The sequence below is a fragment of the Methylolobus aquaticus genome (assembly GCF_054172105.1).
Map to the genome: position 1 here is coordinate 160,554 of NZ_JBSYXP010000002.1, position 23,962 is coordinate 184,515.

The 23,962-nt window shown below is 63.3% G+C and carries 17 protein-coding genes and 1 CRISPR repeat array; of the genes, 4 read left to right on the forward strand and 13 right to left on the reverse strand.

From position 1 onward, the window contains the following. Positions 1-3: 3 nt before the first annotated feature. From cas2 to cas6, 13 genes are all read right to left on the reverse strand, one after another. Entirely contained in the window at positions 4-288 is a 285-nt protein-coding gene (gene cas2, locus ACW73L_RS03455) for a CRISPR-associated endonuclease Cas2 (RefSeq protein ID WP_498920013.1), read from the reverse strand. Between the two features lie 709 nt (positions 289-997). Continuing rightward, positions 998-2,173 (reverse strand): Card1-like endonuclease domain-containing protein, encoded by a 1,176-nt coding sequence (locus tag ACW73L_RS03460; RefSeq protein WP_498920014.1) that lies wholly within the window; start codon positions 2,171-2,173, stop codon positions 998-1,000. Positions 2,174-2,240: 67 nt separating this feature from the next. Continuing rightward, entirely contained in the window at positions 2,241-4,352 is a 2,112-nt protein-coding gene (locus ACW73L_RS03465; RefSeq protein WP_498920015.1) for a CRISPR-associated ring nuclease, read from the reverse strand. After that, a complete protein-coding gene (csx16, locus tag ACW73L_RS03470) occupies positions 4,349-4,672 on the reverse strand; it encodes a CRISPR-associated protein Csx16 (protein ID WP_498920016.1) in 324 nt (107 codons plus the stop codon). The genes ACW73L_RS03465 and csx16 overlap by 4 nt, the downstream gene beginning before the upstream one ends. A 255-nt stretch (positions 4,673-4,927) precedes the next feature. Continuing rightward, complete coding sequence (locus ACW73L_RS03475) at positions 4,928-5,176, reverse strand: DUF433 domain-containing protein (RefSeq protein ID WP_498920017.1); 249 nt, start codon at positions 5,174-5,176, stop codon at positions 4,928-4,930. Positions 5,177-6,248: 1,072 nt separating this feature from the next. Beyond that, entirely contained in the window at positions 6,249-6,563 is a 315-nt protein-coding gene (locus ACW73L_RS03480; protein WP_498920018.1) for a nucleotidyltransferase family protein, read from the reverse strand. A gap of 231 nt (positions 6,564-6,794) precedes the next feature. Further along, a CRISPR array of direct repeats spans positions 6,795-7,455; the repeat unit is 36 nt; unit sequence GTCTTAATCCCTTCTTTATCAGGTCTCGGTTCAAAC. 229 nt (positions 7,456-7,684) lie between these two features. Further along, on the reverse strand, positions 7,685-9,385 hold the full coding sequence (gene csm5 / locus ACW73L_RS03485; protein WP_498920020.1) for a type III-A CRISPR-associated RAMP protein Csm5: 1,701 nt from the start codon (positions 9,383-9,385) through the stop codon (positions 7,685-7,687). Beyond that, entirely contained in the window at positions 9,382-10,356 is a 975-nt protein-coding gene (csm4, locus tag ACW73L_RS03490) for a type III-A CRISPR-associated RAMP protein Csm4 (protein WP_498920021.1), read from the reverse strand. The genes csm5 and csm4 overlap by 4 nt, the downstream gene beginning before the upstream one ends. Before the next feature lie 21 nt (positions 10,357-10,377). Next, entirely contained in the window at positions 10,378-11,100 is a 723-nt protein-coding gene (gene csm3, locus ACW73L_RS03495) for a type III-A CRISPR-associated RAMP protein Csm3 (RefSeq protein ID WP_498920023.1), read from the reverse strand. A 22-nt stretch (positions 11,101-11,122) separates the two neighbouring features. Continuing rightward, positions 11,123-11,608, reverse strand: coding sequence for a type III-A CRISPR-associated protein Csm2 (gene csm2 / locus ACW73L_RS03500; protein ID WP_498920024.1), 486 nt, complete (start codon positions 11,606-11,608; stop codon positions 11,123-11,125). A 9-nt stretch (positions 11,609-11,617) separates the two neighbouring features. Then, entirely contained in the window at positions 11,618-14,350 is a 2,733-nt protein-coding gene (cas10, locus tag ACW73L_RS03505) for a type III-A CRISPR-associated protein Cas10/Csm1 (RefSeq protein WP_498920026.1), read from the reverse strand. An 87-nt stretch (positions 14,351-14,437) separates the two neighbouring features. Beyond that, positions 14,438-15,541 carry a CRISPR-associated ring nuclease Csm6 gene (csm6, locus tag ACW73L_RS03510; RefSeq protein ID WP_498920027.1) on the reverse strand — a complete coding sequence of 368 codons (1,104 nt, stop codon included), beginning with the start codon at positions 15,539-15,541 and terminating at the stop codon, positions 14,438-14,440. Continuing rightward, positions 15,538-16,506 (reverse strand): CRISPR system precrRNA processing endoribonuclease RAMP protein Cas6, encoded by a 969-nt coding sequence (gene cas6 / locus ACW73L_RS03515; RefSeq protein ID WP_498920029.1) that lies wholly within the window; start codon positions 16,504-16,506, stop codon positions 15,538-15,540. Before cas6 ends, csm6 begins: the two co-directional genes overlap by 4 nt. A 466-nt stretch (positions 16,507-16,972) precedes the next feature. On the opposite strand from cas6, the gene ACW73L_RS03520 reads away from it, so the two are divergent. From ACW73L_RS03520 to arfB, 4 genes are all read left to right on the forward strand, one after another. Then, positions 16,973-18,265: a thaumatin family protein gene (locus ACW73L_RS03520; protein WP_498920030.1), complete on the forward strand. Its 1,293-nt coding sequence runs from the start codon at positions 16,973-16,975 to the stop codon at positions 18,263-18,265. A gap of 238 nt (positions 18,266-18,503) precedes the next feature. Continuing rightward, entirely contained in the window at positions 18,504-19,745 is a 1,242-nt protein-coding gene (locus ACW73L_RS03525) for an exonuclease SbcCD subunit D (protein ID WP_498920031.1), read from the forward strand. Next, positions 19,742-23,485, forward strand: coding sequence for an AAA family ATPase (locus tag ACW73L_RS03530; RefSeq protein WP_498920032.1), 3,744 nt, complete (start codon positions 19,742-19,744; stop codon positions 23,483-23,485). The genes ACW73L_RS03525 and ACW73L_RS03530 overlap by 4 nt, the downstream gene beginning before the upstream one ends. Then, a complete protein-coding gene (arfB, locus tag ACW73L_RS03535; protein ID WP_498920033.1) occupies positions 23,482-23,958 on the forward strand; it encodes an alternative ribosome rescue aminoacyl-tRNA hydrolase ArfB in 477 nt (158 codons plus the stop codon). The genes ACW73L_RS03530 and arfB overlap by 4 nt, the downstream gene beginning before the upstream one ends. Positions 23,959-23,962: the final 4 nt, after the last annotated feature.

Consider the following 23,962-nt stretch of genomic DNA (forward strand, 5'->3'; position numbering starts at 1 on the left):
GGCTTATCCGATGTAGAAGAAGTCGGGGTCGACCGGTGGCACGGCAACGCCGAGCGTCCCGACGCCGCTACGGGGATCGAGCCGCAACAGCAGAAAGCGATCTTCGACCGGATCGAGAACCTGCTTGATCTCAAACAGTAAGGCCCGCTTCTCGGCCTTCGTCAGAAAGCACTCGAAGACCGACTTCTGCCCGCCCGTGGCATAGTTGCGCAGCACGTACAGCGCCTTGCGCAAGCGCTTGTCGTCGCTGACGTCGTAGGCGGCGATGTAGAGAGGACGATTCGACATGGGCAGCAGCGTAGCGCCAACCGCGCCGTCTCAGCGCTCCCGCAAGCTTGCGGCCCGCGCGAGCGGGGCGCAGCGAAGGCCGGATCAGCGTGATCGAGGGTCTACGGCAAGGTGACTATTCACCCTGCTGCCTTGTTGCGTAGTGGGAGCGGGCCGGGAGGGCAAGACCGTCTGCGGGACGGAACCGGCAGACTAGCCTCCAGGGACGGATTCACGGCGTGTCTCGGCCTCCCGGACTGCTCCCGCGAGGGGGACGTGAAACGCTACTATGGCAAGCCGGGCGCGCCGTCCGAACGACTTTGCACGCACTAGGCCCCGCTGGAGAAATAGCGGGGCGGGCATGCACCCTGCTTGGGCACCGCAAGACGCCCGCGGACAGAGGCCACACAATAGTTGCCGCTGGCATAATAACCCGGGGGACAGGCTCCAAGCTTTGGCATGCCGTAGCGCGCTTGTGCGCCAGGCACGCAGAAGCGGCCGCTAGGATAGTAGCCGGAGGGACAGGCGCCCTGCTTGTCGAGAGGCATCGGGGCGGGCTGTGTCCCGCTGGCGTTCGACAAGACCCCCATCAAGGCAGCGCCCAAAAACAGCCGAAAGCGGTTACGGATCATGGCATTAACCAGAATCGTGAAACCGCACCACCGCAATCACGCCGCGCGACGAAGCGCGATGCCAGGAGGCGGAGTGATCATTCCCGGTTGGTAGAGGCTCACGCGCCATCAGGCTTCAGCCACTGCCTCACGTGATCGCGCAGACCGGGCAACTCGCGCGGACCGAAAACGCGAATTCGGGCCTGTCTGGCCCGCTCCAGCAGCACTCCGCTCGGCTCACGGGCCGTCACCAGCCAAGTGGCCCCGAACAGCCCACGGGCATCACGACCAAGGCTATCCACTTTGTACGCGAGGTCGTTGTCGTTTTCCTCCCGGTGACGGAGCGTCTTGCACTCGACGAAGAGCAGTCGATTCTGCTGCGTGGCCAGCACGTCGAACTCGTTCTTGCTGGCAATCCCGCCTTCCCAGGTCCCGTTGACGCCGAGGCGCGCATCAAAGGCACCGTTATCGCGCAGCGCGTGCCATGCAAACTCCTCCAGCCAACCCCCGTTCAGGAAACGTGTCTTCTCTTCATCAATGAAGTCGATATCGGTGGAACCGTCCCGCCAATCAAGCAGCTGCGCCCGGACCAACTGCGCCAATGCCTCGGCCCAATTTCCCCACGGCACCCTGACCAGTCTCTGGCGCGGCGCGACAAGGCACCCTGTCTCGCCCAACGCCTGATGGGCTAGGCCGTTCAAGACGCCAATGAAATCATCGAGGGATGCCGCCTGTTGCCCCAGGTACTTGCAGGCTGCCTTGCGGGCTGCAGCCCGTTCGCGCCAGGCCGGATCGTCGGACACTGACCGTGAAACGCGAAACCCCTGCGCGACAAGATAATGCGGGACATCGAGCAAGTCCGGCAGCGGCAGCGGCAGCGATGCCGGTTTGGCTGCTGTCGCGCCCGGCTCTAGACACTCAATGCGGCGGCGGGCCGTATCCGTATAGATGATGCGCGCGCCGATATCGCGGAAGGCGTCGACGAAACCCAGCATCATCAGCTTATTCCCACCTGTGGCGTTCAGCGTCACGGCAGCGTCCGGGTGCAAACGATCGATGGCCTCGGCCAGCGCATAGGCGAATTGATGAATGTCCGCAAGGCCAGAGTCTGGCGCATCGCACCGGTTTTCCACGGCAATTCCCGCGTCTGCCAGGAGCCGAATCAGGCGTCGGTCCAGGCCATGGGCCGCCATGTGTTGCGAGGTCACGAGGTAAATCAAGTCAGGGCGCTCGGTCAGCGCCGGGATGAGGTTCGCCAGGATCTGATCCGACACGATGGCAACCTGGATCTTCATCTGGGGTTCTCCCGATGGGAGCCGTTCATATGTTCGATTGCCGGGACCGCCGGGGCACTCAACGCGCTCACGCCATTCCCCCGAAATGATCCAGCACGGCCCGGTAAACTGCCGCATCGGCCCGTTTGAGCAAACGTTCCTTCTCATCGCTTGGCAGGAACGCATGCACGAAGCCCTGCTTCATCATCGCGAGCGCATCCCAGGCACGCAGGCCGTCGGGGGTCATGCGCGCGGCCGCGAGGTATTCGCCGGTCAGCGTCGTGCGGCTGATGCCGGGATTGTCGGTGCACAGCGTCAACGGCAAACCCTGCCGCCATAAAGCGGCCAGCGGGTATTCCGGGAATGCCGCGCTGTCGGGCACGTCTGGGTCACGGAACCCGACCACTTCGCGATTGGAGGTCGGGCACAATTCCAGGCAGATGCCACGATCCCGAAAGCGGGTTGCCAGCTGCGGATGCTCGCCCAATGTCAGACCGTGCCCGATGCGATCGGCGTGCAGATGGTAGGCAGCCTGCCAGATGGCATCGGCTTTCTCACCCTCCCCGGCATGAATCGTCACCGGCAGGCAGGCCTCGAAAGCCGGCATGAAGCCCGGCGCGATTTCCTCCGGCCGCGTCGTTCCCTCGTCCCCCGCGAGATCGATCCCGGCGATGAAATCACCCAGTTCGGACTTGGCGGCCACCGCCAACGCGACCACCTCCTTGATGCGCTTTCGGTCGCGCCGGTCAGCAATGATGGTGAAGCGGAACAGCGGCCGGCGGGCGGCCGGCAAGCTTGCGGCGGCATTGCGAAGCGCCGCGCGGAACGCCCTCAGAAAGGCGAGACCATCGCCGTATTTCTGTGGGCTGCCGCGCAGTTCCGCATAGGCCAAGCCTTCCGCCACGGCACCGCGCACGACGGCCGCGGCATAGGGTTCGAGCGCAGCAGGATGCCCGAGCACCGCTGAGCCGGACAATTCCCCGGGACGCTCGTAAGCCGCGAACCCGAGCCGATGCGCCGCCTTGAGGGCGACCCGCGGTTCGCTGATGCCATACAGGTTGTCGGTCAGTTGTGCGTCTTCCGCCTTCACCAACAGCGCTGCGACGCGGTGCTCCCTGGAGCCAATTCCATCACGCAGGAGGGCCGGCCAGGCGTCCGGCCAGTGCGGGGAGTGCAGCAACGCCGCCACCTCCCGTGTGGCCCGGTCCCGCTTGTCCGGTGTCAGTTCGTCCCAGATCGCCCGGCCAACGATGCGCTGCTCCTCCAGATTCAGGCATCCGCCGACATGGCGATGCAGATCCGCTTTCGGCAGCGCATCCAGCCAGTCGCGCAGGTCTGGCCCGACAGGGGTTTCACGTAGTCGTGCGATAACACGCGGCGGCAAGCGGTACAGGCTGCGCCAGTTCTCGTGCCGTTCCGTGTCGGCCAAGGTGGACAGGAAATTGCCGAGCAACTGGCTGCCCTCGCGTTCGCGCTGCTGCAGTTCGCGGCAAAGCCATGCATCCACCGGAGCAGGCCAGGACAGGGGCACGCGGGGATCCGGCATGCCGATCGGAAACACAGCGGCAGTGACCGGTCCGCGGCCATCCGCTGCGACATCGAGCAGCTCGCTGCGCATGCCGCGGCCGACGACCAGCGGCACGATCTTTGTACACCAGTCCGCCGGTAGCGGCGCCAACATTCGCTCGACGGTGACACCCCAGGTCAATTCCGGCGGCATGGGTTCGCAACCCACGACATGCACCAGCGCGTGGCACCCCAGCAGGCTGCCGGCCCATTGGAGATCGGCGCTCATGGTTTTCCGCCCGCCGGCCAGCGACAGGACCACCTCCCCTTGCCCCGCCCTATCGTGAGCCAACAGACACACGCGCACGATCAGCTCGCGCATCTGTTCACATTCGGACTGATTGCCCAGTTGATCTGTACCCGCTGCCTGCCAGACGCGCAGAGCCGGAGGCTCAAACAGCCCCGCATGCCAGTCGAGCAGGCTTTGCAGACCCGCTAGCGTCCTGTCGCCTTCCGTCGTGCAGACCCAGATCTCGTTCGGCGCGCTCAGAGCGTACTGCGCGCGCAGACCGGCCAGTTCGCCGCCTTGCGGATGCTCACGAAAGAGCGGCAGCCGCTCGGGCGCAAGAAAGGCGTACACCTCGGGTATGACGGCCCAACTGCCGCCCAGCGTGCAGACCAGGATCGAGGTCACCTGCGCGGCTCGCCGTCCCCTGCGTCCGGCGCCACGGACTCGACGCGGAACTCTTCCAGCTTCGCACCGAAGCGCCGCATGTCGTCGGCCGAAAGTTCGCGGCCGCGCCAGTGGGCCGGCAACTCCAGACTCAAGTGCAAGTAGCGCGCACCGCGGGCGCAGATGCGCGCCGCGAGATTGACCGGCAGCGTCCCAAGCACGACGTCATCGGCCCGAACGGTTTCCGGGTCCAGGTGATCGACCACCGCATCGACGGTCAGTCCTTGGTCGCGCAGCCAGTCGGTCGCGCCGGCATGGCGGGAGATGAAATAGGTGGTCATGCTTCGTCCAAAGCGACTGTGACTGAAGGCTCAGCGAGTGGGCCAGCCGCGTTCACACCAGCCCAGTTGTATCTAGCGCAGGGAGAAGTCTCGCCTGATCGCGCTCGCCGAAGTATCGCTGCTGCACCGGCTGCCTGCTATCGCGGGCGGTACGTGGGCTATGTTCCGCGCGGCACTGAGACATGCACGAAAGCGCTGCCCTGGCACAGCGAAAAGCGATAGGACAAATTGGCATCTTTCAAGTACCGCGCCATCTCAGGCGACTTTGGAAAGTGTATGGCGCTGTTCCATCAGGACTGCGGCAAAACGCATACAGGTCTTGATATCTTCGGATTCGAGACTTGGATATCGGCGGAGCATTTCTTCTTCACGTTCCCCTGCTCCTAGAAACTCCAGAATCGTCTGACCAGCGATGCGCTTGCCGCGAATCGTCGGCTTGCCATTACAAATGTTCGGGTCGATGACAATACGGCCGTCTAGAAACGTCAAGGCTGCAGCATTCATGATTACATTACCCAGTAGATCAATTATTAAACTCGGGCATCAGAAACTCTTCGTCGTAGCGGTGGAAAGCTGGACTTATCACTGCCCGCGCCAAGCGCCTTTCCGGCCGTGCTCGGCCTTTCTTGCCGAGGTGATCATGGCCAGCACCAGATGTCCGGACGGCCTGTTGAAAGCGGTCGTGTCCGAAATGACGAGCGCCGGCCGGTGCTTGCTCACAGCGCCGTCCCCGGAAACGGCGTGCGCACCACTTGCCCACTGTCATAGGTCACGGTACGCCTGATCGTCCTCGGGGCCGGTCCATTCCGAGAGCGTGCCCTCGAGCGCCTTGAGGGGTCAAACATCGCTTCCCCGCGGTCAGCCCTACCGACAATTGAGCCGCAATGCACCATTCACGGTCATCTCGTGGCCCAGCGCGGACGTTTCGGCTTGCTTTGCAGTGTCCGGAAGGGCCTGATGCCGCCTCACACCTTCACAGCCGGAATTCGGAAATACCCGACTGGTTCCCGGAAACCCGACGGCGACACTTTCGAATCCCCCGGCGATGAAAAATCACTCGAACGGGACATAAAAAATATCGGCGACCTTTCTCCGGACTCCGGGGCCGGCGCTCCATCAGTCGCCTTCGATCCTCCGAGCATCGAGCGCCATTCTCCGAGCTTCGGCGTCGGCGCTAAAAGGGGGCACGCCGACCTTTTTTGGGCCGCGACCGGCCCAAAAAGAATCGACGCCGATGAAAAATCCATCGAGCGTGGAAAAAAAAGAATCGACGTCGGTTCCCGGATGAGGTCGGCCGCGGTTCGCAGCCTTACTCTCCCCCCCATCAACGCCGCGCTGGGTCCTTCGCAGTGCCATGACGCAGCCCGGACAGTCGCTCCACCTTTGCGCCGGCCCTCGACCGGCCTCGGAAGCCCCGCCGGCGAGCTCGCCTGAACCGCCGCTGCCGGTTCGCTCCGCTGTCCGCACGTTGCGAACCTCGGGTTCGGGGTCCAGGGGTCATGTGGCGATTGCGAATCGGCCTCCGCTCCTCAAGACCCCGAGTTCGCACCCTTATATGCCCTTTCGACCGCTACGACTAATCTCGCGCTTCCTGCGCCAACTGGATTACGACGCCCTCAGGCTCGACCACCGCCCGCAGCATGACGGGCGCCTCGCTCCAGGTCACCTTATCGACGCGGAACGGCAACGCACTCTCATCGAAATCCTCACGCAAGTCAGCGCGGATGATGTCTGTGACGGGCTCCTCGCCCATCAGCATCAGATCGAGATCGGTATAGCGGCGCGCAAGACCCGACACGCACGAGCCGAACGCCCTAACCTCCCGCCGCAGCGAATGTGCGTACAGTACCGCGCGTACCATCGCGAATTGCGCGGGGGTCAGATCAAGCATCATGCTCCATGCGTTCGCGAAGCCTCTCCAGCAGTTTCGCCGCATGCCTCGCAAAGGCCGGAAGGCAGCCGGCGAGATCAGATCTCGGTTCGTACCATCAAACCGGTTTGCAGGTCGAGCCCCCATCTGTCACGACCATCGCGAGCATACATCCCTGTAACGCTGACCCAGCCCCGCCACCCATGCGGCTCGTTCGCCGGGGCGACCATTCACCGGATGGGCGCTGTTCCCCGGTTCACCCCTTCTCAATCAGGTCTCGGTTCAAACCTGGCAGAACAGCAGGCCGAAGCCTTGAAAGCGTCTTAATCCCTTCTTTATCAGGTCTCGGTTCAAACATATTTTCGCCGGGATTCCCCCGGCGAAACATACGTCTTAATCCCTTCTTTATCAGGTCTCGGTTCAAACAGCCGCGACATGGCGAAGGCCCGCCGACTCTACGTCTTAATCCCTTCTTTATCAGGTCTCGGTTCAAACCAAAGCCTCTCAGCTACACCCTTCTATTGCTCCTCGTCTTAATCCCTTCTTTATCAGGTCTCGGTTCAAACAACTGGGCGCCCACATCTACCGAGCCCGGCACGGTGTCTTAATCCCTTCTTTATCAGGTCTCGGTTCAAACAGGCCATTTGTGAGGGTGAACGGTTAGCGCGGGGTCTTAATCCCTTCTTTATCAGGTCTCGGTTCAAACAGAACAAAAATGAACACTTACCACATTGGCCCGGTCTTAATCCCTTCTTTATCAGGTCTCGGTTCAAACGAACGCGTTTATTAGGGACATACTCGTTCCAGCTGTCTTAATCCCTTCTTTATCAGGTCTCGGTTCAAACTTTGAATATAAGATTTGGAATAACGTAGCCGTGTCTTAATCCCTTCTTTATCAGGTCTCGGTTCAAACTCCTAGCTCACATTTCCTCGACTCAATCATAAGGTTACAGGGACCCTTGCAGAAAAACGAGCGCCCCAGAAAGGCACCGATCTTGCTTTTTCTGATGCACGTCAGTTCGTTGGAGACGTGGCCTGACACATTGTTCATTCGCCCATCCGAACATCTGTTGTCGTTTATACGGTAGAGCGGTCACCCGCCAACGTCGGGAAGCAGCGCACCTTACTTCAGGCTTCTTCGGCTATGGCGTCGGCGGTATCAGGCTACGAAGCAGTTTCTTGCGATTCGAGTCGTCCTTCTTGATACCCAGCCAGTCGAAGACGGTGACAGCGGTATCTCGCAGGGTTTTCCGGTCCGACTCCGGCCACTCCCCGGCCTCCTGAATCAGCAAGCGCAGACGATTGTACAACTGGTGACCCGGGCCGCGATTCCGGCTGCCCGGGTTGAGTTCCGACCGCAAGGCTTCGACACGCCGCTGGTTGTCGGACAGGGCTGCGAGCCTGCTCCGCTGCTCCTCTGCGAGTCGCGCAGCTTCTGCCTCCCGTTCGGCCGCCTGGCAGCGGAGCGTCTCCTCCTCGACACGCTTCGCAGCGAGCGCCTGCCGCGTTGCTTCGAGTCGCTCCTTCGTTCGTACCAGCCGCTGCGCGACGATACGGGACGCATCGAGATGTGGATCGCAGAGCCTAGCAATCTCGTTGAGTGGCTCGGCTGGTGCCGCGAGGTCATCGATTTCTATGAGTACCCAGCCGAAAGGCAAGAGGTTTCGGCTCTGATCCTTCTCGTCCGCGGCCAACCATAGAGTCTTCGCGGCATCGCGGAACTCATCCCGCTGCCCCTTGCCGCGCTTAATGCGGATGTTTCCTTCCCGGGCACCGTTCACCGTGACCGCTTCGGCTCCGGAATGACGCCCGACCCTCAACAAAAACGCGTTGCTTCCCTTGGCTTTCTTCTCCGAGCAAGCCAGTACTTTCTCGATGCTGGCGAGCCACTGTTTATCGCCGAAGCCGCGGGCCTGAAGAATCCCGTTCTCGGCTTTCAGCAGCGGCCGGTAGAAGCGATTGCAGGCGTCCGCTATCGCGCCTGCGGAGAAGCGCAGGGTCGGGTCGGGCAGTCCGGCAGCCGAGCCCAAGGCGGTCACGGGCTGTATGTTGAGCTGACCGCAAAAGGCCCGATAACGCCAAGGGGAAACGCATTCCAGTATCTGATACAGGTTCTCCCCCATCGCCTTCACCAGCTTCCCTTGCTTATCGACCACCGGCGACTTCTTGCGGTTGACGGCGAGGTGCACCTGGGCACTAGGCAGGTCAGCGCCACCATCCCACTTGGCGTCTGCGACCTGCACCAAGCGCATAGGGTCGAGTTCAAACTTCCCTGCGCGAAACTGAAAGAGGCGCTGTTGAAACTCAAGGTTGTTTTCTCTGCGGTCTTTCCCTGTCCGCTTGTCCCGCAGCACCCGAAGCGACTCACAGGAATTAACCTTATCCAGCAACGCAGTACGTATCGCACCCTTCAGCGACGAGCCATACAGGATCGGCTGGCGAGCGATAGGATCGAATGCGGTGCGATCGATCTCCAGCCGATTGAGCACTTCCTTGCCACCCGCCTCAGAATTGGCCGCGCGCCCGATCCTTTGCCCGTATAGATTCGCTACACCGGGCAACACTGGGACCTGATTTACGGCGAATGCCATCAACGAATCGCGGCGTTCGAAAAAAAACCGCTGCAAGCTCTTGATAAGGTCCTGGCTTGGTCTCTGACTGGACAGTTTCAGCAGATCCTGCCGGTCCTTGTCGAAAAGCGCAGCCATTGCGCTCCCCGTATCGAATTCATACAGGATCTCGTCCTCGATGACGTAGTTCGTCGGCTCGTAGCTCTGTCCGGTGCCGATATGAACGGGCGAAAGCGGCGTGATGTGAAGACGATACGTCTGGACAACGTTCATTGAGTCACCCCCTGAGGTAAGCGGATACCCACGACGGGTGCATAACCCTGCTGCACTGTTCCGGGGATCGATTTCGATAACGAACCATCACCACCGAGCCCTCGTCCGATGAAAGGCACCCAGCGAAAAGTGGCGGGCGTCAGCACCGCTCCCGTCCGCGCCAGCAGGACCGGGGTCTTGAAGGGGTTGCCGGAATGCACGCCGATATCGCCGTGACGCCCGAAACGCGTGAACGGCTGGTAGAAGCTTCGCAGAGCGTCAAGGCCTTGCCCCTGCGGCGCGCAGGGCGCCAGCGTCAGCCACGCGTCGGCGTCGTGCTGACACGGCAGCTCGACAACGTCGACAGCCGCGCGTTCGAATTTTCCCAGGCCGATGCTGGCATCACGCCCGAAACCGATGGCCCCGATGTCGTCGATGACGGTCGACAGTTCGTCCGCACTGAGCTGCGCTTCGTCGAGGACGACATAGACGTCCAGTTCGACGTCTGCTGGACGCGTATCGGAATTTTTGCCGGGCGCCTGTGCGAACCACAGTTGCTCCATCGTGTACGGCGCGAACTGGCCTTCTCCGGTCGTGCCAGTCTCCCGGTTCAGGGTGTTGTGCGGCTGGAGACGGGGGTTGAGGGTTCCGCCGGGTACAGCATCCGACGCCTTGCTATGGGCCAGCCAGTGCTCCACCGGTTCATGGAAACACTCGATCGGTAGCCACGCCCGTCGCTTGGTGGCCTTGCGCTCGTCATCGGCAATGGCGAACCAGTGCGCTGGCAGCGCGGGGCGCGGCCAATGGCCTCGCGGTAACGCGTCCGAAACAACGACGTAGGGTTCCTGCTGGTAGCGCTTTAGCAAGTCGATCAAGCGGCTTTCGCCATAGCGGTTCCGCACCGCCCAGCACAGTTGGCCGAACAACGTGTCCCCTAGCAGCGGACTGCCAAAGGCGGAACGGGGTATCAGAGTGAATCTCAGGGTGTGCATAGTCGCTTCCCGCGTGTCGGGTCATGCCGCTACGTCGAAGCGCGATTTGCCGATCTCGCTTAGCACATCCATTTCGCCTAGCGTTAGCCGAGTGAACTTGACCTTGCCGTAGCCGCGCGAGCCCGAACCGCCGAGCCCGGTCAGCTCCAGCAGCCGCAAGCCGCGCCATACGGTCGGCAGCAGGTTTTCGTTGTCGTGTACGCGGATCGTCAGATTGAAATCGAAGCGCGCCCCGGCAGGAACCCGTTCGGTGTTGCGCGGGTGCTCGGCTACGCCGCGAATGCGGTCAATCATGTTCTCCATCTTGGTTTCGGTGAGCAGCAAATTACGGGTGTTCATGTCATTGACCCATTCGCTTTCCAAGGCGCAGTCCCAGAAGGAAAGGCGCGTCGGGCCGATTTCCTGAACCAACTTTTCGTTCTGCCCACCACCCTCCGGCGCCCCGCCGAATAGCCGGAGCAGATCCTTGGCTTTGCCCTGTTCGCTCGCTTCAAGCCTGGCGAGATGCTTGAACCCCATCGGCGCGCCGTCGGTGATGCCGACGACGCCCAGTTCCCATTCCAGCAGGCTGCGGATCTTGCCCTTGATGCTCGACCCGGGAATGTAGGGTTCCAGCGTGCGGGGGTGCTTGATGACCGGGTTGTCGGTTCCGCCGATGTGCATCTCGGTATTGCCCGAGCCGATGTGAAGCCCGGAGACCAGTTCGAGCGTGCCGGTGAGTTTATTGATCGCGGTGAGTTTCATAGGTTATTCGTCCTCCGGGTTTTTAGTTTGGCCGGGCTTGCTTAAAAAAACCAAGGAACGCCTCATAATGGGTTCTGAAATTTCGGAAAGCGGCAAGCCCTGTTTCGTTCGGCTCGCGAATCTGTTCCATACAGGTGCTAAACCATGTCACAAATTTATCGTCAACAAGATCCCTCCCACGTGCGTAGGCAACCTTGGCATTCATCATTTTTATGAATGGCAAGAGCCGTCCGAAACTATCCAGATCGCGTACCTTCTGGTCCCACATGCAAAGCTCATCGTAAAACCTTCTGACCTGGGTAGGCTTGTTCGCCTTATCCTCCCGCTTCACTCTCCACTGTTTTGTCTTCCAATCCTCGAGCAAAACCTGTGGCTCAGCTAACTCCTCGGCTACGCGACGCGCTGTAGCATCGAAAAGATCGACCGTTGGCACTCCTATTTTCAGTTCCGAGGCATCGCATTGACACCTTGGACTAGCACTGTTGAGATCAAATGTGAATAGGCTCATGACCGTCCCTCAATCACGTTGCTGATACAAATAAGCGAACAGCGCGATCTTGTAGGCCGCGCCATGTTTCTCTATCCCTTGGCTGGCAATCTCATGCGCCAACTCGACTTGCCAGACACGCCGACGCTGCTCGGTCTCCTCCCGGCTTTCTCCACCCTTAATACGCGCTTCCGCCAGCCGGCGCGTGCGGTAGGCGAAATGCGCATGCCAAAGAGCATTCTCGGGCTTCTCTTTCACACCGGCTGCCATATCGGTCAGCTGCAGCAGGCCGTAGAGGTAACCAGTCGATAAGGCGAACCCGGCCGCGATCCTTGCAAGCCCAAGTTCCCGCTTCATCAATTCCTCGAACTGCGACCAGCTCACGGTGTGCCCGAAGCAGGTCACCGCGTTCTTGGCCGGGTTTTCCTTGGGGTGCCCTTTGGCTGCGTCCAGGGATTGTTCGGCCAACTCTCCCAAGTGCCGGACCGGCATTCCTGGCTTGGTCATCGTGAGGCCAGCCGAGAAGTGAATATCCGGATTGCCAGCGACATAACGTCCAAAGTCGGTTCGCATGCGCTGGGCAAGCTTTAAGGTGGAATGCCACGGCCCGATCAGGAAGAAGTCGTCGCCGCCCGCGAACACGGTATACGTGTTTCGGTAACGCTTGACGCCTTCGTCGTCACCGTAAGCGCACAGCCATGGCAGATAGATCGCAAAAAAGGCGTTCATCTGCCGCGACAGCGCGGCCATCTTCGCAAAGGTCGGCCGTTCTAGGCCCTTCTGGAAGATCAGACCGAGGTTGTCCACATCGCCCTTCAAGGTCATCAGGGCCTCGGCACCCACCCCGTCGTGTCCATCCTCGCCGACTCGCCGATCGTCCAGCGCGAGGTGATTCAGGGTCTTGATCTCCTCGGCGTGCTCGGGCGTCTCCAATCCGCGGTAACGAGCACGATCGTAATCGTTGAGTTCCCCGAAGCGCGGGACATAGGCATTGATTTGTCGACGGGCATAGCCATTCCACAACGGCGCATCGAACGACTGCGGCAACGAAAAATCCCAGGCCCGCATCAGGTTTCCGCTTTTGGCCTCGGCACCGAATTTCCCAGTGTCGTCCTCGTCGCCGGTGAAACTCACCCGGAAGCCGAAGATCGGAGTCCGCAGAGTCCGGTGATCGAGCGTCTCACGCGTGATAAGCGCCCGCTGCTGTGTCGCCAGCCAGTGGCCGGTATCGATCTGGTCGTAGGCAAGCTCCGAAACATAGACGGAGCGATCTCCTTCCAGTTGCAATTTGCCTGGGGATCGCCCATCGATAGCGCAGGCTCCCTTGCTGTTGTCGAAGGCGTCGAGGAAGCCACGGAAAACCGGATTGGGCGCGGTATCGCCACACAGACCGAAGCGCCGCAGTTTGACTTCCTCAAGCTGTTCGAAGAGGCGTTTCATCAGTTCGCGGAATGGACTGCAACCGCCGCTCCCGCCCCGAAAGTCGGCGCACCGCGCCGGCAGTGCGGCAAGACCGATGCCCGACTGGCCGTAGGTGTGAGCCAGGAACCAGGCGTCGAGCTCGGCTTGGACACTCTGCAATTGCAGGCGAGTCGCCGGCGTGTTGGGCGCGACGATGAGGAATTTTCCGGCCGCATTGACGACCTGACTGGTCGCGGGCAGGTGCAGTGCGTCGAGGATACGCAAGGCTGCCAACTCGGTCAGCAACGACACGTAAAAGGAGCGCCCCCGCAACAGCTTGGCCGCCCTGCGCTGGGTTTCGCCCCCGCTCGCGAAGATGAAATCCTGAATACCGAAAAAGTCGCCTTGGATCAGCAGAAACTTCTCGTCTTCCCACGCGCTCCTGGCTTCGGCACACTGTTCCCTGCGCCGGTCCCATTGCGCCCCGAGTTGCTCCCGAACGCTCTGCCGGTCGTGTTCCTGATCGGCATGGTAGCGCCAGAGTGCGACGGCCAGCGCCGCCGTGGTCTTCGAATGATCGTACAGCGATACCTCAGGTTTCACATTACCGGCCGTGGCCGAAGGAATGGCCTGCGTAAACGTGAGCCAGAGGCTATCGAAATGATCCAGCCAGAGTGAAAAATTCTGGCGATGCGATGGTGGCACTAACTTGAGTCCGCCAAGGAACTCGTTCCAGAGCTTTTCGTATTCGTTCTGGGCTGCCTTGTTGTCATCGCGCTCACATTCGACAGCCGGAACGGGAAAGATCGACTTTGGCGAGAGTGGCGCCAAGGGGTAGCGCCATCCCAAGGTTTCCGTCCGATCCGTCAAGCGGATCTGTTCAAGCAGCGTGAGTTGTCGCGCGGTGTAGTGATTCTTTCTGGTCGTCGTCTCATCCGGCGCTGCGTTATAGGCTTCGAAGTCTTCCCGCTCGAAGCCGGAAGCCAGACGATCGGCCGTCGCAATAATCCACTGGAGAAAGGTGTCCGGTTTGTGGTGTCGCGCGGCAGCGTTGACGAGCGAGTCATCCGCATCGCGGTCCCGCCAGGGCGCAAAAGGCGCCATGTCCTCACCGACCAGATCCGGCAGATGGTTTTCCAGCAGATCGAAGCCGATCCCTGTGTACGCCGCGTGGACGTGGGTGTAGCGACCAGCAAACTGCGGGCAATAAAGCTGTTTATTGATGTCGGCGCGGGAATTTCCCTGGGCGTCTTTGTCGGTTGCTTCACCAATCCGCGCACGCTCGGCAAATTTGCCGAGGTCGTGGAGGTATGCCGCAAGTGCCAGACGGCAGGAAGCGGCCAACGAATTGAGCTTAGGCATAGAGGCTCCTTGAAGTTCGCACTGAGCTTATCTCCTTGAACGCCAGCGGGGCAGGCGTCGCAAGCTTTCCGGAAGCACCCGGGGTGTTTACGCCACGCAAATCGCCTCCGCCTCCAACGTCAAACCGAATCGCGTCTTGGGCCTGCGGCCTTCCCCAGTGATCAGATAAGGCCGCGCGACGGCTTCGCCGAGCGCCGCGATCAGCGCGCGGTTGGTTTTCGATTTGCGCTGTTCGAACCACTCCTTCGTGAAACCCTGCGCCAGAGCACTCACGACCCGATCGGTATCGGCCCATTCGCCGCCGGCCACGTCCTGGTAGACGGCGAGGTATTCGTGGTGGACGTCCGGTTCCGTCGACCGCACCGGCGGGTCGCCATTCAGGCGCCGCCGCACGAACCACAGGTAAAACGCGAAATCGGCCGGTGCCAGTGAAATCGTCTCGCCACCGGCGGTCACACAGCGCCCAGCCGTGTCCAGCGTCAGTTGCGGTTTGTCCAGCACCCGCTGGGCAATGTGCACGGTGTCGCTGAAGCTGGCGCGCCCGGACAGCAGGCGCTGCGGCAAACCCTCGCGCAACCTGACAAAAGGAATGTCGGCGAGGGTCACGACCGCATCGCGCGTGTCCAGCGGTCGCTGGTCTGGCGGCGGTGCGTAGATGACCTCAGGGTAAGGCGTGGGATAGAAGAATCCCGGATGCGACTCGAACGGGGCCTCCACCAGGACATGGGAAAGACGATCCCGCGGTCGGCCGAATAAAGAGAGCGCGTAACCGGCGAAAAAGCCCATGGTCTTACGCCCGCCCGCCAACGATACGTGCAACGCCGAGTCGTCTTCTGCCGTCAGACGCCGCACCCAGTCGGTGATGCAATCGGCGGCGGCAGCATTCTCGTTCGCGTTGCGGATGTCGTGCAGTGGCGCTCCGTCACGATCAGTCAGCACGTGCAGGCAATCCGCGTCGAAGCGGATTGGCGGCAAACCGTAGTCGCGGCACAGGCGGCCGAACCATCCCGGTTCGTCGCTGAGCAGCGTTAGGCGGGCCCGCTCGACACCCTCGGCCGTCGAAAGCAGCCGGATTTCATTCGGCAGGCGGGTGTTCGGCTCGGTTGCCAGCGCGTAAAGCGTTTCGGTGAGGACCTGCGGAGTGAGGCCCGTGATGCAGAGCAAGCGGGTGCCCGATCCGGCGCCGGTCATGGATCGACCTCGTCGGATACACCCGTCGGCAGGATTTCGTAACGACCGAGTCCCATGGTCGTGCCCTTACCGACCTGGGCAAACTGACCGAGCCACAGATAGGGCCAGAACGGCGCCAAGACGCCACCGGGCAACTCGAAGCTGCCAACCAGGCCGCCCATGTCCATGGTCGTTTCCTGACGCGAGGAATACCGTGTCCAGTCGTACCAGCGCAAGCGGGGCTCCAGGATTGGCACCTCGGCTGCGACACGGGTCAAGGCGGCGAAGTCGACCTCCAGCGGTGTGTCTGTGTGAAAGTAGGTCAACAGGGAGATGCGGCGCAGCAGGTGGCCGAACAGGTCGCTGAAGCGGAACGTCGCCGGGGTCACGAGGCGGTCACGGTTACGCAGGCGCAGTGGACTCAAGAGTCGGATGTGGACCCGATCCGGGCAACGAACGGCGTTGGGTGCCGTCGCCGGATACCCCTGCAGCGGCTGCCCGGGTGAATAAATGCTGAGCCAATTTTCCCGGCCGGTCTGGCGCGGTTGCAGCACATCAACCAAGCGAAAAGCTTGATGGTTGCGGCCGAGGCCGGATCGGCCGGCTTCGGACACGGCGTGGACGACGTACGGAAGATGCCGCTCGGCCCGCCCAAACAAGGTCATGCCCAGCCGATATTCGAGCCCCGACTGACGCGGCTCGACACGCAGTGCGAACGGGTGCGGCACCGCCGAGTAGCGCCGCATCTTCTCGGCATCGGGCGGTGGAGGCGTCTCGAAAATGTATGGATAGACGCAAGTTCGATAGAGCAGGCAGGCGCCGCATTCGGTATGACGAACGACACATACCGCACGCTTCAACGCATGCCCGAACACGCCGCGCCAGGCGGAGCCCGGAAACGCGGGTAGCCTGGGCGGTTCATCCAGTTCGAAGCGGAATTCGAGCTGGGTCAGGGGCAGAATCGGCGTCGAGGCCTCTGAATCCATTGGATGATTCCTTCATCAAATTCGAGCCCGGAGTGTGCAGGATTATCCAAAAGAAGTACGTCCCGCAAGCTTGCGAGCGTAGCCGGTGTGTTGACCGGAGGGAATGACCGGGATGGACGCAGACGCGGGCCATCGGCTCCGTTCCCCACAGCAAGAACGTCATCCGTGCACACCCGCGAATACGAACCGAGCGAAGGGAAGGCGGTGGATTCCCGCCTTTGCGGGAATGACGTGTGGCTTCGGGGCCGTCGGGTTTGAGGAGCGCCGACCACGCACTGGCCAGGGCTCATCTCGATCGACGAGGGCACTCGCCTCGATAACGCGGGCGAGTCCTTCCGTCCCGAGGCTGTCCTACATTTGGCGTGCGGTAACGCTCGCCAGTCGATGCATCGTCGACGGGCGATTTCCGTCGCGGCCGAGTCAGGCTGATCGGCCAGGTCGTTACCCCGAACAGAGGGCCCCAGGCATGAAATCCTTGATCACGATCGCACTCGGCGGGTTACTCCTCGCGCAGTCGCAGGGAGCGCACGCGGTTTCCCATGTCACGATTCAGTACGCCAATCCGGTCGCGCCGACCTACGTCTACCGCTGCGACGACGCAGCATGCACCACTCAGAAGCAGATCAGCTATGTGACGGTGGTGCCGGCGCAGCAAGGCTTGCCGAGCATCGCCCCGCTCAGCTTCTTCAGGACCGGCGGGATCGAAACGACTTACGCGTTCTTCCAGCATAATCCAAAGACTCAGCACTGGAATCACTGCAAGCTCACCATCAAGGGCGACGGCACGGTGAACACCGGCGCGACCACCTGCTCGGGCGCAGGCGTAATCCCGGCCTCGTCGACGGCGGCGGTTTCGGTCATTTCGCTAGGGGCCAATTTTGCGGCCCACCCAACGGCTGCGCCGTTACCGGCACCGAAAACGCGGGTACTGACAGCGGCGCGGCAGCTCACCTTTCGCAACGACACGCGGTATCGAGCCCTCTGCATCAATGGTGCAGACCAGTTCAACGACATGCGCACGGGCCGATGCACCGGCACCGGCGACCGGATCGTGCGGAAGGGTCGACCACGCGTGATCGATGTTCCGGAACGCGGCATCAACTCGGGCGCCTGGTTCGTCACCGGCTTCCAGACCAGCCAAGGCCACTGGTTCAACACCGGACGCGATGCCGCGGGCAACATCTATTCCATCGTGATGGAGCCGACCTTCTATCCCACGGACAACCCGCCGACGGGGTCGGGCGCCACGCGCTATTCAGCCTCCGATCATAGCGTCGGCGTGACGAACATCGATTCGTCCCTGGTCGACGGCTACAACTTCGGGCTGTCGATCCGGCCGTCAAAGCCCACGATTTGCAGCCATGTGAACGCCCGTGGCATCACTCGCTACACGCTGTACGGGCCGCAACGCGATATGACTGGGCTGCTGTCCGAACGTTCGCGCACGGCCGGCCATACGCTCAAGAGCGTCTGTCCCGAGGAGCTTCTGGTCAATAAAACGGGGGCATTCAAGGGTTGCTACAGCAACTGCACGCACGCGAAGAAGCACGGTGCCGCCGACGCCGATCTCGTCTGCTGCGCCGGCGCCTACTCACAGAAGGCCGAATGCATCAGCCAGGGACTCGACCACAATGCCCTGTCCTATGTCGAAAGCCTGCACGTCAATTCGGTCAATACCTACACATGGGCCTATGACGACACGAACGGGGACTTCGCGTGCGATCCCAACGGCAGCTTCACGTTCGCGATCATGGACTGACGCGGGGCAGCGGATGGGTGCGGCAAACGCCGTTCCCTATGGACGTCGCCCTATGACCGGCCGGACGCATCGCGCGTCCGGCACGGTGCTGTCTAGCGCACTGATTTCCCTGCTTCACGCCTGACCTGCGGGGTCCTCGCAACCGGCCTCACATTGACTGCTGGCCGCGGGGCCGACCGGCTCCTAGAATAGCGGCCTTTCGACCCCATTCCGGGGCGACGCAAGGCTTCGACCCCCCATGCGCCTTTTGCACACGTCGGACTGGCATCTCGGGCAGTCGCTCCATCAATTCGAGCGAACCTACGAGCACGACCGATTTCTGGACTGGCTCACCGACACGATCGAGTCCGAGCAGCCGGACGCGCTGCTGCTGTGCGGTGATGTGTTCGACAACGCGAACCCGTCGTCCGCCGCGCAGCGGCAGTTGTACCGATTTCTCAGTGCGGCGCGGGCGCGCGCCCCGTGGCTGCAGGTGGTGCTGATCGGGGGCAACCACGATTCACCGGGAAGGCTGGAAGCGCCGTCGCCCCTGTTCGACGCCTTCGGCATCACCGTCATCGGACATGTGACCCGGGCTGACGACGGCCAGATCGACCTCGATCGCCTGTTGGTGCCCTTGCCTGATCGCGCGGGTCGTATCCGGGCATGGTGTCTCACCGTGCCTTACCTGCGGCCGGTCGATGTGCCCGCGGGCGATGCGGACACCGGTTACGCGGGAGGCGTCGCGCGGCTTTATCGGGAGTTGCTCGAACGGGCATTGGCGCGACGCGAGTCGGGACAGGCGATCATCGCGCTGGGTCACTGCCACATGCATGGCGGCGCGGTATCGGAGGAGTCCGAGCGCCGCATCGTCATCGGCGGGGCGGAAGCCTTGTCGGCGGACCTGTTCGATATGCGGCTTGCCTACACGGCGCTGGGGCATCTCCACCGGGCCCAGACCATCGCGGGGCGCTGGAACGTGCGCTACAGCGGCAGTCCGTTGCCGATGTCTTTCACCGAGATCGATTACCCCCATCAAGTCGTGCGAATCGATCTGGATGGGGAACAGGCGGCCGCGATCGAGCCGCTGCGCATTCCGCGTGCCGTCGATCTGCTCCGCATTCCGCCGCAGCCCGAACCCGCCGCGAGCGTCCTGGACACCCTGGCGCACCTGGATTTGCCGCAGCTTCCGACCGAAGCACAACCCTATCTCGAAGTGCGGGTGCGGCTCGACACGCCGGAACCCGGCCTGCGCGCCCGCATCGAAGCCGCGCTGGCCGACAAACCGGTGCGGCTCGCGAAGATCGAAACGACTTACCCGGGCACCGGAGCACTCGGCGCCGAGACGCCGGCTCTGTCGCTGAACGACCTCGGCCGCCTCGAGCCGGTCACCATATTCCGGCGCCTCTATTCGCGCCAATACGATGCCGAGCCGCCCGAACCGCTGTTGCACGCCTTCGGCGAACTGCTGGACGGCAGGGCCGACGAGAGCGCGCCATGAAGATACTTGCCATCCGCGGCGGCAATCTGGCCTCGCTGGGCGGTGATTTCGCCATCGATTTCACGGCCGAGCCGCTGGCATCCAGCGGTCTATTCGCGATCTCCGGTCCGACCGGAGCCGGCAAGAGCACGCTGCTCGACGCGCTGTGCCTCGCGTTGTACGACTGCACGCCACGCCTGGCACGGGCCGGCGGGGGCCGCGGCGCTAACCTTCCGGACGTGCGGGACGAGACCGTCAGCGCGCAGGACCCGCGCAACCTGCTCCGCCGCGGCGCGCACGAGGGGTATGCGGAAGTCGATTTCGTGGGCAACGACGGTCTGCCGTATCGCAGCCGGTGGGGCGTCCGTCGCGCGCGCAGCCGCAGCGACGGGAAGCTGCAGGCCAGCGAGATGCGGCTGTCGAGGCTCCCCGATGGACCGGCGATCGGGGGCACCAAGACCGAGGTGCTCAGGGAAATCGAGGCCCGACTGGGCCTGTCCTTCGAGCAGTTCACCCGCGCCGTGCTGCTCGCGCAGAACGAGTTCGCGAATTTCCTGAAGGCCGACGACAACGAGCGTGCCGAACTGCTCGAAACCCTGACCGGCACCGACACCTTCACCGGTATCTCGCGGCGCGCCTTCGAGCGCTGCAAGCGGGAACTGGAAGAACTGCGGCAATTGCGCGACCAGCAGGCGAATTGTCAGCCGCTGAATGCGCCCGCCCGTGCCGAGCTCGCGTCGGCCAAGGCAGCCGCCGAGCACGCAATGGCCGGGTTGGAGAAAGCCCGGTCCGAGGCCGAGGCCGGCCTGCGATGGCACGAGGAATTCGAACGTGCGCGCGAAGCGGAGACCCAGGCTGCCGCCGCCGCACGCGAAGCCGTCGCCGCTATCGAATCCGCTGCCGCGCGGCGCGCCCTGCTCGCGGCCGTGGCGGCGGTGCAGGATGCCCGTCCCTTGCTCAACGAACAGGACCGGGCCGCCGCGGCGCGAGCGGAGAGCGAGGAGGCTCGGGTCCTGGCCGAGCAAGCAGTACTGGCGGCCGATCAGGCGCGATCGAATGCGGCCGGGGAGCTTGCCGCGGCCCGGGAACGCCGGCGTCTGGCCGAGGGGAGGCAACTCGGAGCCAAACCGGGACTCGACCGCGCGCGTTCGCTGGATACGGAGATCGGCCTGCTGGCCGAGCGGCGCGCCGGCGCCGAACAGGCCCGGATAACCGCCGACCACGATGCGCGGCAGGCCGAGGAGGCGCTCGCAGCCAAACAAGCCGCAGCGGTCGATGCATCGACGGAGTACGGAGCCACGGTGGCGTGGCTCGAGGCCCATGCGGACGAGCAGACACTTGCGGTCGACTGGCCTCGCTGGCACACCCTGCTGGAGCAGGCCGCCAGGACGCGTGCCGAATGCCAGGGCGCGGAAACCGAGTTGGCACGGCAGAAGCGGCAGGCCGAAGAAGCTCGCCTCGCGTTCACGGAGACGTCCGAGCGCCTCGCGGCGGCGCAACTGCAGAGCGGCGCGGCCGAGCGGAACCTGGCCCGGGCTTCCGACGCCCTGTCCGCATTCGATGCGGCGGCGCTGGCCGCGGCGAAGCGAGCCGCCGAAACCGAGCGCGACCAGCACGTGCGCGGAGAGCAAATCTGGCGCGTGCTGTTCGACGCGCTGCGGCGCACGCGAGAACTCGACCGTTCGGCTACTGCCCTGCAGGCCAGCATCGCACAGGGCGCCCGGAAGCTCGCTCAACGGGAGGAGCAGTTACCGTCGGCGCAGGCTGCGCTCGATCAGGCGGAGCGTTCCCTGCGCGCGGCCGAGTTGGCCTGTGCCGAAAGCGTGGCCGAGTTGCGTGCGGGTCTGGTTGCCGATGTGCCCTGCCCGGTCTGCGGCTCGATCCAGCACCCATGGGCAACCCATCAGCCGCAGTCCGATGCGATGCTGGACTCGCTGCGTACCGAAGCCGGCCGTTGCCGTGAGGCCGTGCTGGGGCTCCGCTCTGATGTTGGCACGGAGCGGGGACAGCTGGACTCGACCCGCACTCAGTTGCTCGACCTCGAAGCCCAGCGGCCTGCGCTCGAAGCCGTCCTCGCCAAGGCCCGCGACTCCTGGCTGGCGTGGCCGTTGGCCTCGCAGCTCGAAGCCGTGGCGGAAGATGACCGGCTGGCCTGGTTCACCGCGCAGCAATCCGCCCTCCAGACCCGACTCGATGCGTTGGCGTCCGACGAACAGACGTGGCGCACCGCGATGGCCGAACGCGAAGAAGCCCGGGCTCGGCTCGAGGTCGCTCGGACGCAACGGCATGTGGCAGAACAGCAGGAAGCGGCAGCGGCAGCTGCGGCGGAGCGCGCCGAGTTGGGGGTCAAGAGCGCCCAGAACGCGCTGCTGCTGCAGCAGCAGAAACTCGCGGCCTTGCTCGACGACCTGGAACCGTCCCTGGCCGGGACGGCACCGTGGCGACCCGAGTGGCAGCGCGCACCGGATGCGTTCCACCAGAAATGCCGCGAACGCGCCGAACGCTATCGCCAGCAGCAGGGACGTGTCGTCGAGTTGAAGGGCCTCGCCGAGCGGCTGGCTGCCGAGATCGCCGCGCTGCAGAAAGCCGTCGAGAAGACTCGCGCCGACCAGGCTGCGCGACGGGTCGAATACGAACGCGTCGACGCGCAGTGGAAGACGGCCACCGAGCAACGCCGCGGCTTGTTCGGAGGTCGTCCGGTCGACGAGGTCGAGGGCGAGTTGAAGACGGCACTCGACGCGGCGGATCGCGATCTGGAACAACGCCAGACCGCGGCACAACAGGCGGAGCAAGCCCTGACGCATGCCACGGCAACGCGCGACGCCGCCGCGCGGCAACATGATGCGGCCGTGACGGCGGATCAGACGGCGACTGTGGCACTCGCGGCCTGGCTGGCCGCGCGTCCGGCAGAGACACCCGAGCTCGCCGCCATCGACGTAAGCGCCCTGCGGGACTTGCTCCGGCACGACGCGGTATGGATCGCCACGGAGCGGGCGTCACTGGCCGCGCTCGACGCCGCTGGTCAGCGCGAGCGGGCTGTCCTGCAGGAACGGCAGGCCTCGCGCGAGTCTATCGAGCGCCAGCGCCGGACCGACCAATCGGCGTCGGTCTTGCGAAGCCGCCTCGACTCCACCAACGATGCGCTGGCCTTGCAGCGCAAGCGTCTGGCCGAGTTGGAGGTCAGGCTGCTGCAGGACGACGACCGCCGGCGGCAGTCCGAGGCCCTGGCCAATGCGCTGACCGACAAGGAAGCGCGAGTCCGCGTCTGGGCGCAACTGAATGAACTGATCGGTTCCGCCGACGGCAAGAAGTTCCGGAATTTCGCGCAGCAACTGACGCTCGATGTGCTGCTAGCCTACGCCAACCGGCATCTGGGCGACCTGTCGCGGCGTTACCGCCTGGAGCGCATTCCCGAGACTTTGGGACTGATGGTCGTCGACCAGGACATGGGTGACGAGGTCCGTTCAGTGCATTCGCTGTCCGGAGGGGAAACCTTTCTGGTCTCGCTTGCGCTGGCGCTCGGACTGGCCTCGCTCTCGTCGGACCGCGTCCGGGTCGAGTCGCTGTTCGTCGACGAGGGCTTCGGCAGCCTCGACGCCGAAACGCTGGCCACCGCAATGGATGCCTTGGATTGCCTGCAATCGCAAGGGCGCAAGGTCGGTGTGATATCGCATGTCCGCGAGATGACCGAGCGCATCGGTACACAGATACAGGTCACGCGGCTGAACGGCGGGCACAGCCGGGTGGAGGTGGTGGGATGAGCGCCGACGGCAGCCCCGTGGATCCGCAGCCATCCGACGCCACGGCCGTGCCGTCGAGCCGGTTATGGATCGCCGATCGGCTGAGCCTACCCCTGTCGGAAGTGGAACTGACTGCCATTCGTGCGCAAGGCGCAGGCGGCCAGAACGTCAACAAGGTGGCCAGCGCCGTGCATCTGCGCTTCGACATCCGCGCGTCTTCGCTGCCCGATTTTTACCAGCAGCGGCTGCTGGCTCTGCGCGATCATCGCGTTACGGACGACGGCGTAGTCGTGATCAAGGCGCAGCGTTTTCGCACCCAGGAAAAGAACCGTGAGGACGCTCTGGAGCGGCTCGCGGAGCTGATACGGAACGCGGGACGGACGGAGAAGCCCCGGAAGGCAACCCGGCCGACGCGCGCATCACAGGAACGCCGGGTCGATGCGAAGACGCGCCGCGGCCGGATCAAGTCACTGCGCGGAAAGCCCGAGGACTGAATAG

What these genes read in the sequence shown, in the direction of transcription:
- csm5 (WP_498920020.1), bottom strand. Translation starts at nt 9,385, where the DNA reads ATGAACGTTGTCCAGACGTATCGTCTTCACATCACGCCGCTTTCGCCC.
- cas2 (WP_498920013.1), bottom strand. Translation starts at nt 288, where the DNA reads ATGTCGAATCGTCCTCTCTACATCGCCGCCTACGACGTCAGCGACGAC.
- ACW73L_RS03460 (WP_498920014.1), bottom strand. Translation starts at nt 2,173, where the DNA reads ATGAAGATCCAGGTTGCCATCGTGTCGGATCAGATCCTGGCGAACCTC.
- ACW73L_RS03525 (WP_498920031.1), top strand. Translation starts at nt 18,504, where the DNA reads ATGCGCCTTTTGCACACGTCGGACTGGCATCTCGGGCAGTCGCTCCAT.
- ACW73L_RS03520 (WP_498920030.1), top strand. Translation starts at nt 16,973, where the DNA reads ATGAAATCCTTGATCACGATCGCACTCGGCGGGTTACTCCTCGCGCAG.
- csm3 (WP_498920023.1), bottom strand. Translation starts at nt 11,100, where the DNA reads ATGAAACTCACCGCGATCAATAAACTCACCGGCACGCTCGAACTGGTC.
- csx16 (WP_498920016.1), bottom strand. Translation starts at nt 4,672, where the DNA reads ATGACCACCTATTTCATCTCCCGCCATGCCGGCGCGACCGACTGGCTG.
- csm6 (WP_498920027.1), bottom strand. Translation starts at nt 15,541, where the DNA reads ATGACCGGCGCCGGATCGGGCACCCGCTTGCTCTGCATCACGGGCCTC.
- cas10 (WP_498920026.1), bottom strand. Translation starts at nt 14,350, where the DNA reads ATGCCTAAGCTCAATTCGTTGGCCGCTTCCTGCCGTCTGGCACTTGCG.
- csm2 (WP_498920024.1), bottom strand. Translation starts at nt 11,608, where the DNA reads ATGAGCCTATTCACATTTGATCTCAACAGTGCTAGTCCAAGGTGTCAA.
- ACW73L_RS03530 (WP_498920032.1), top strand. Translation starts at nt 19,742, where the DNA reads ATGAAGATACTTGCCATCCGCGGCGGCAATCTGGCCTCGCTGGGCGGT.
- arfB (WP_498920033.1), top strand. Translation starts at nt 23,482, where the DNA reads ATGAGCGCCGACGGCAGCCCCGTGGATCCGCAGCCATCCGACGCCACG.
- ACW73L_RS03475 (WP_498920017.1), bottom strand. Translation starts at nt 5,176, where the DNA reads ATGAATGCTGCAGCCTTGACGTTTCTAGACGGCCGTATTGTCATCGAC.
- ACW73L_RS03480 (WP_498920018.1), bottom strand. Translation starts at nt 6,563, where the DNA reads ATGCTTGATCTGACCCCCGCGCAATTCGCGATGGTACGCGCGGTACTG.
- cas6 (WP_498920029.1), bottom strand. Translation starts at nt 16,506, where the DNA reads ATGGATTCAGAGGCCTCGACGCCGATTCTGCCCCTGACCCAGCTCGAA.
- csm4 (WP_498920021.1), bottom strand. Translation starts at nt 10,356, where the DNA reads ATGCACACCCTGAGATTCACTCTGATACCCCGTTCCGCCTTTGGCAGT.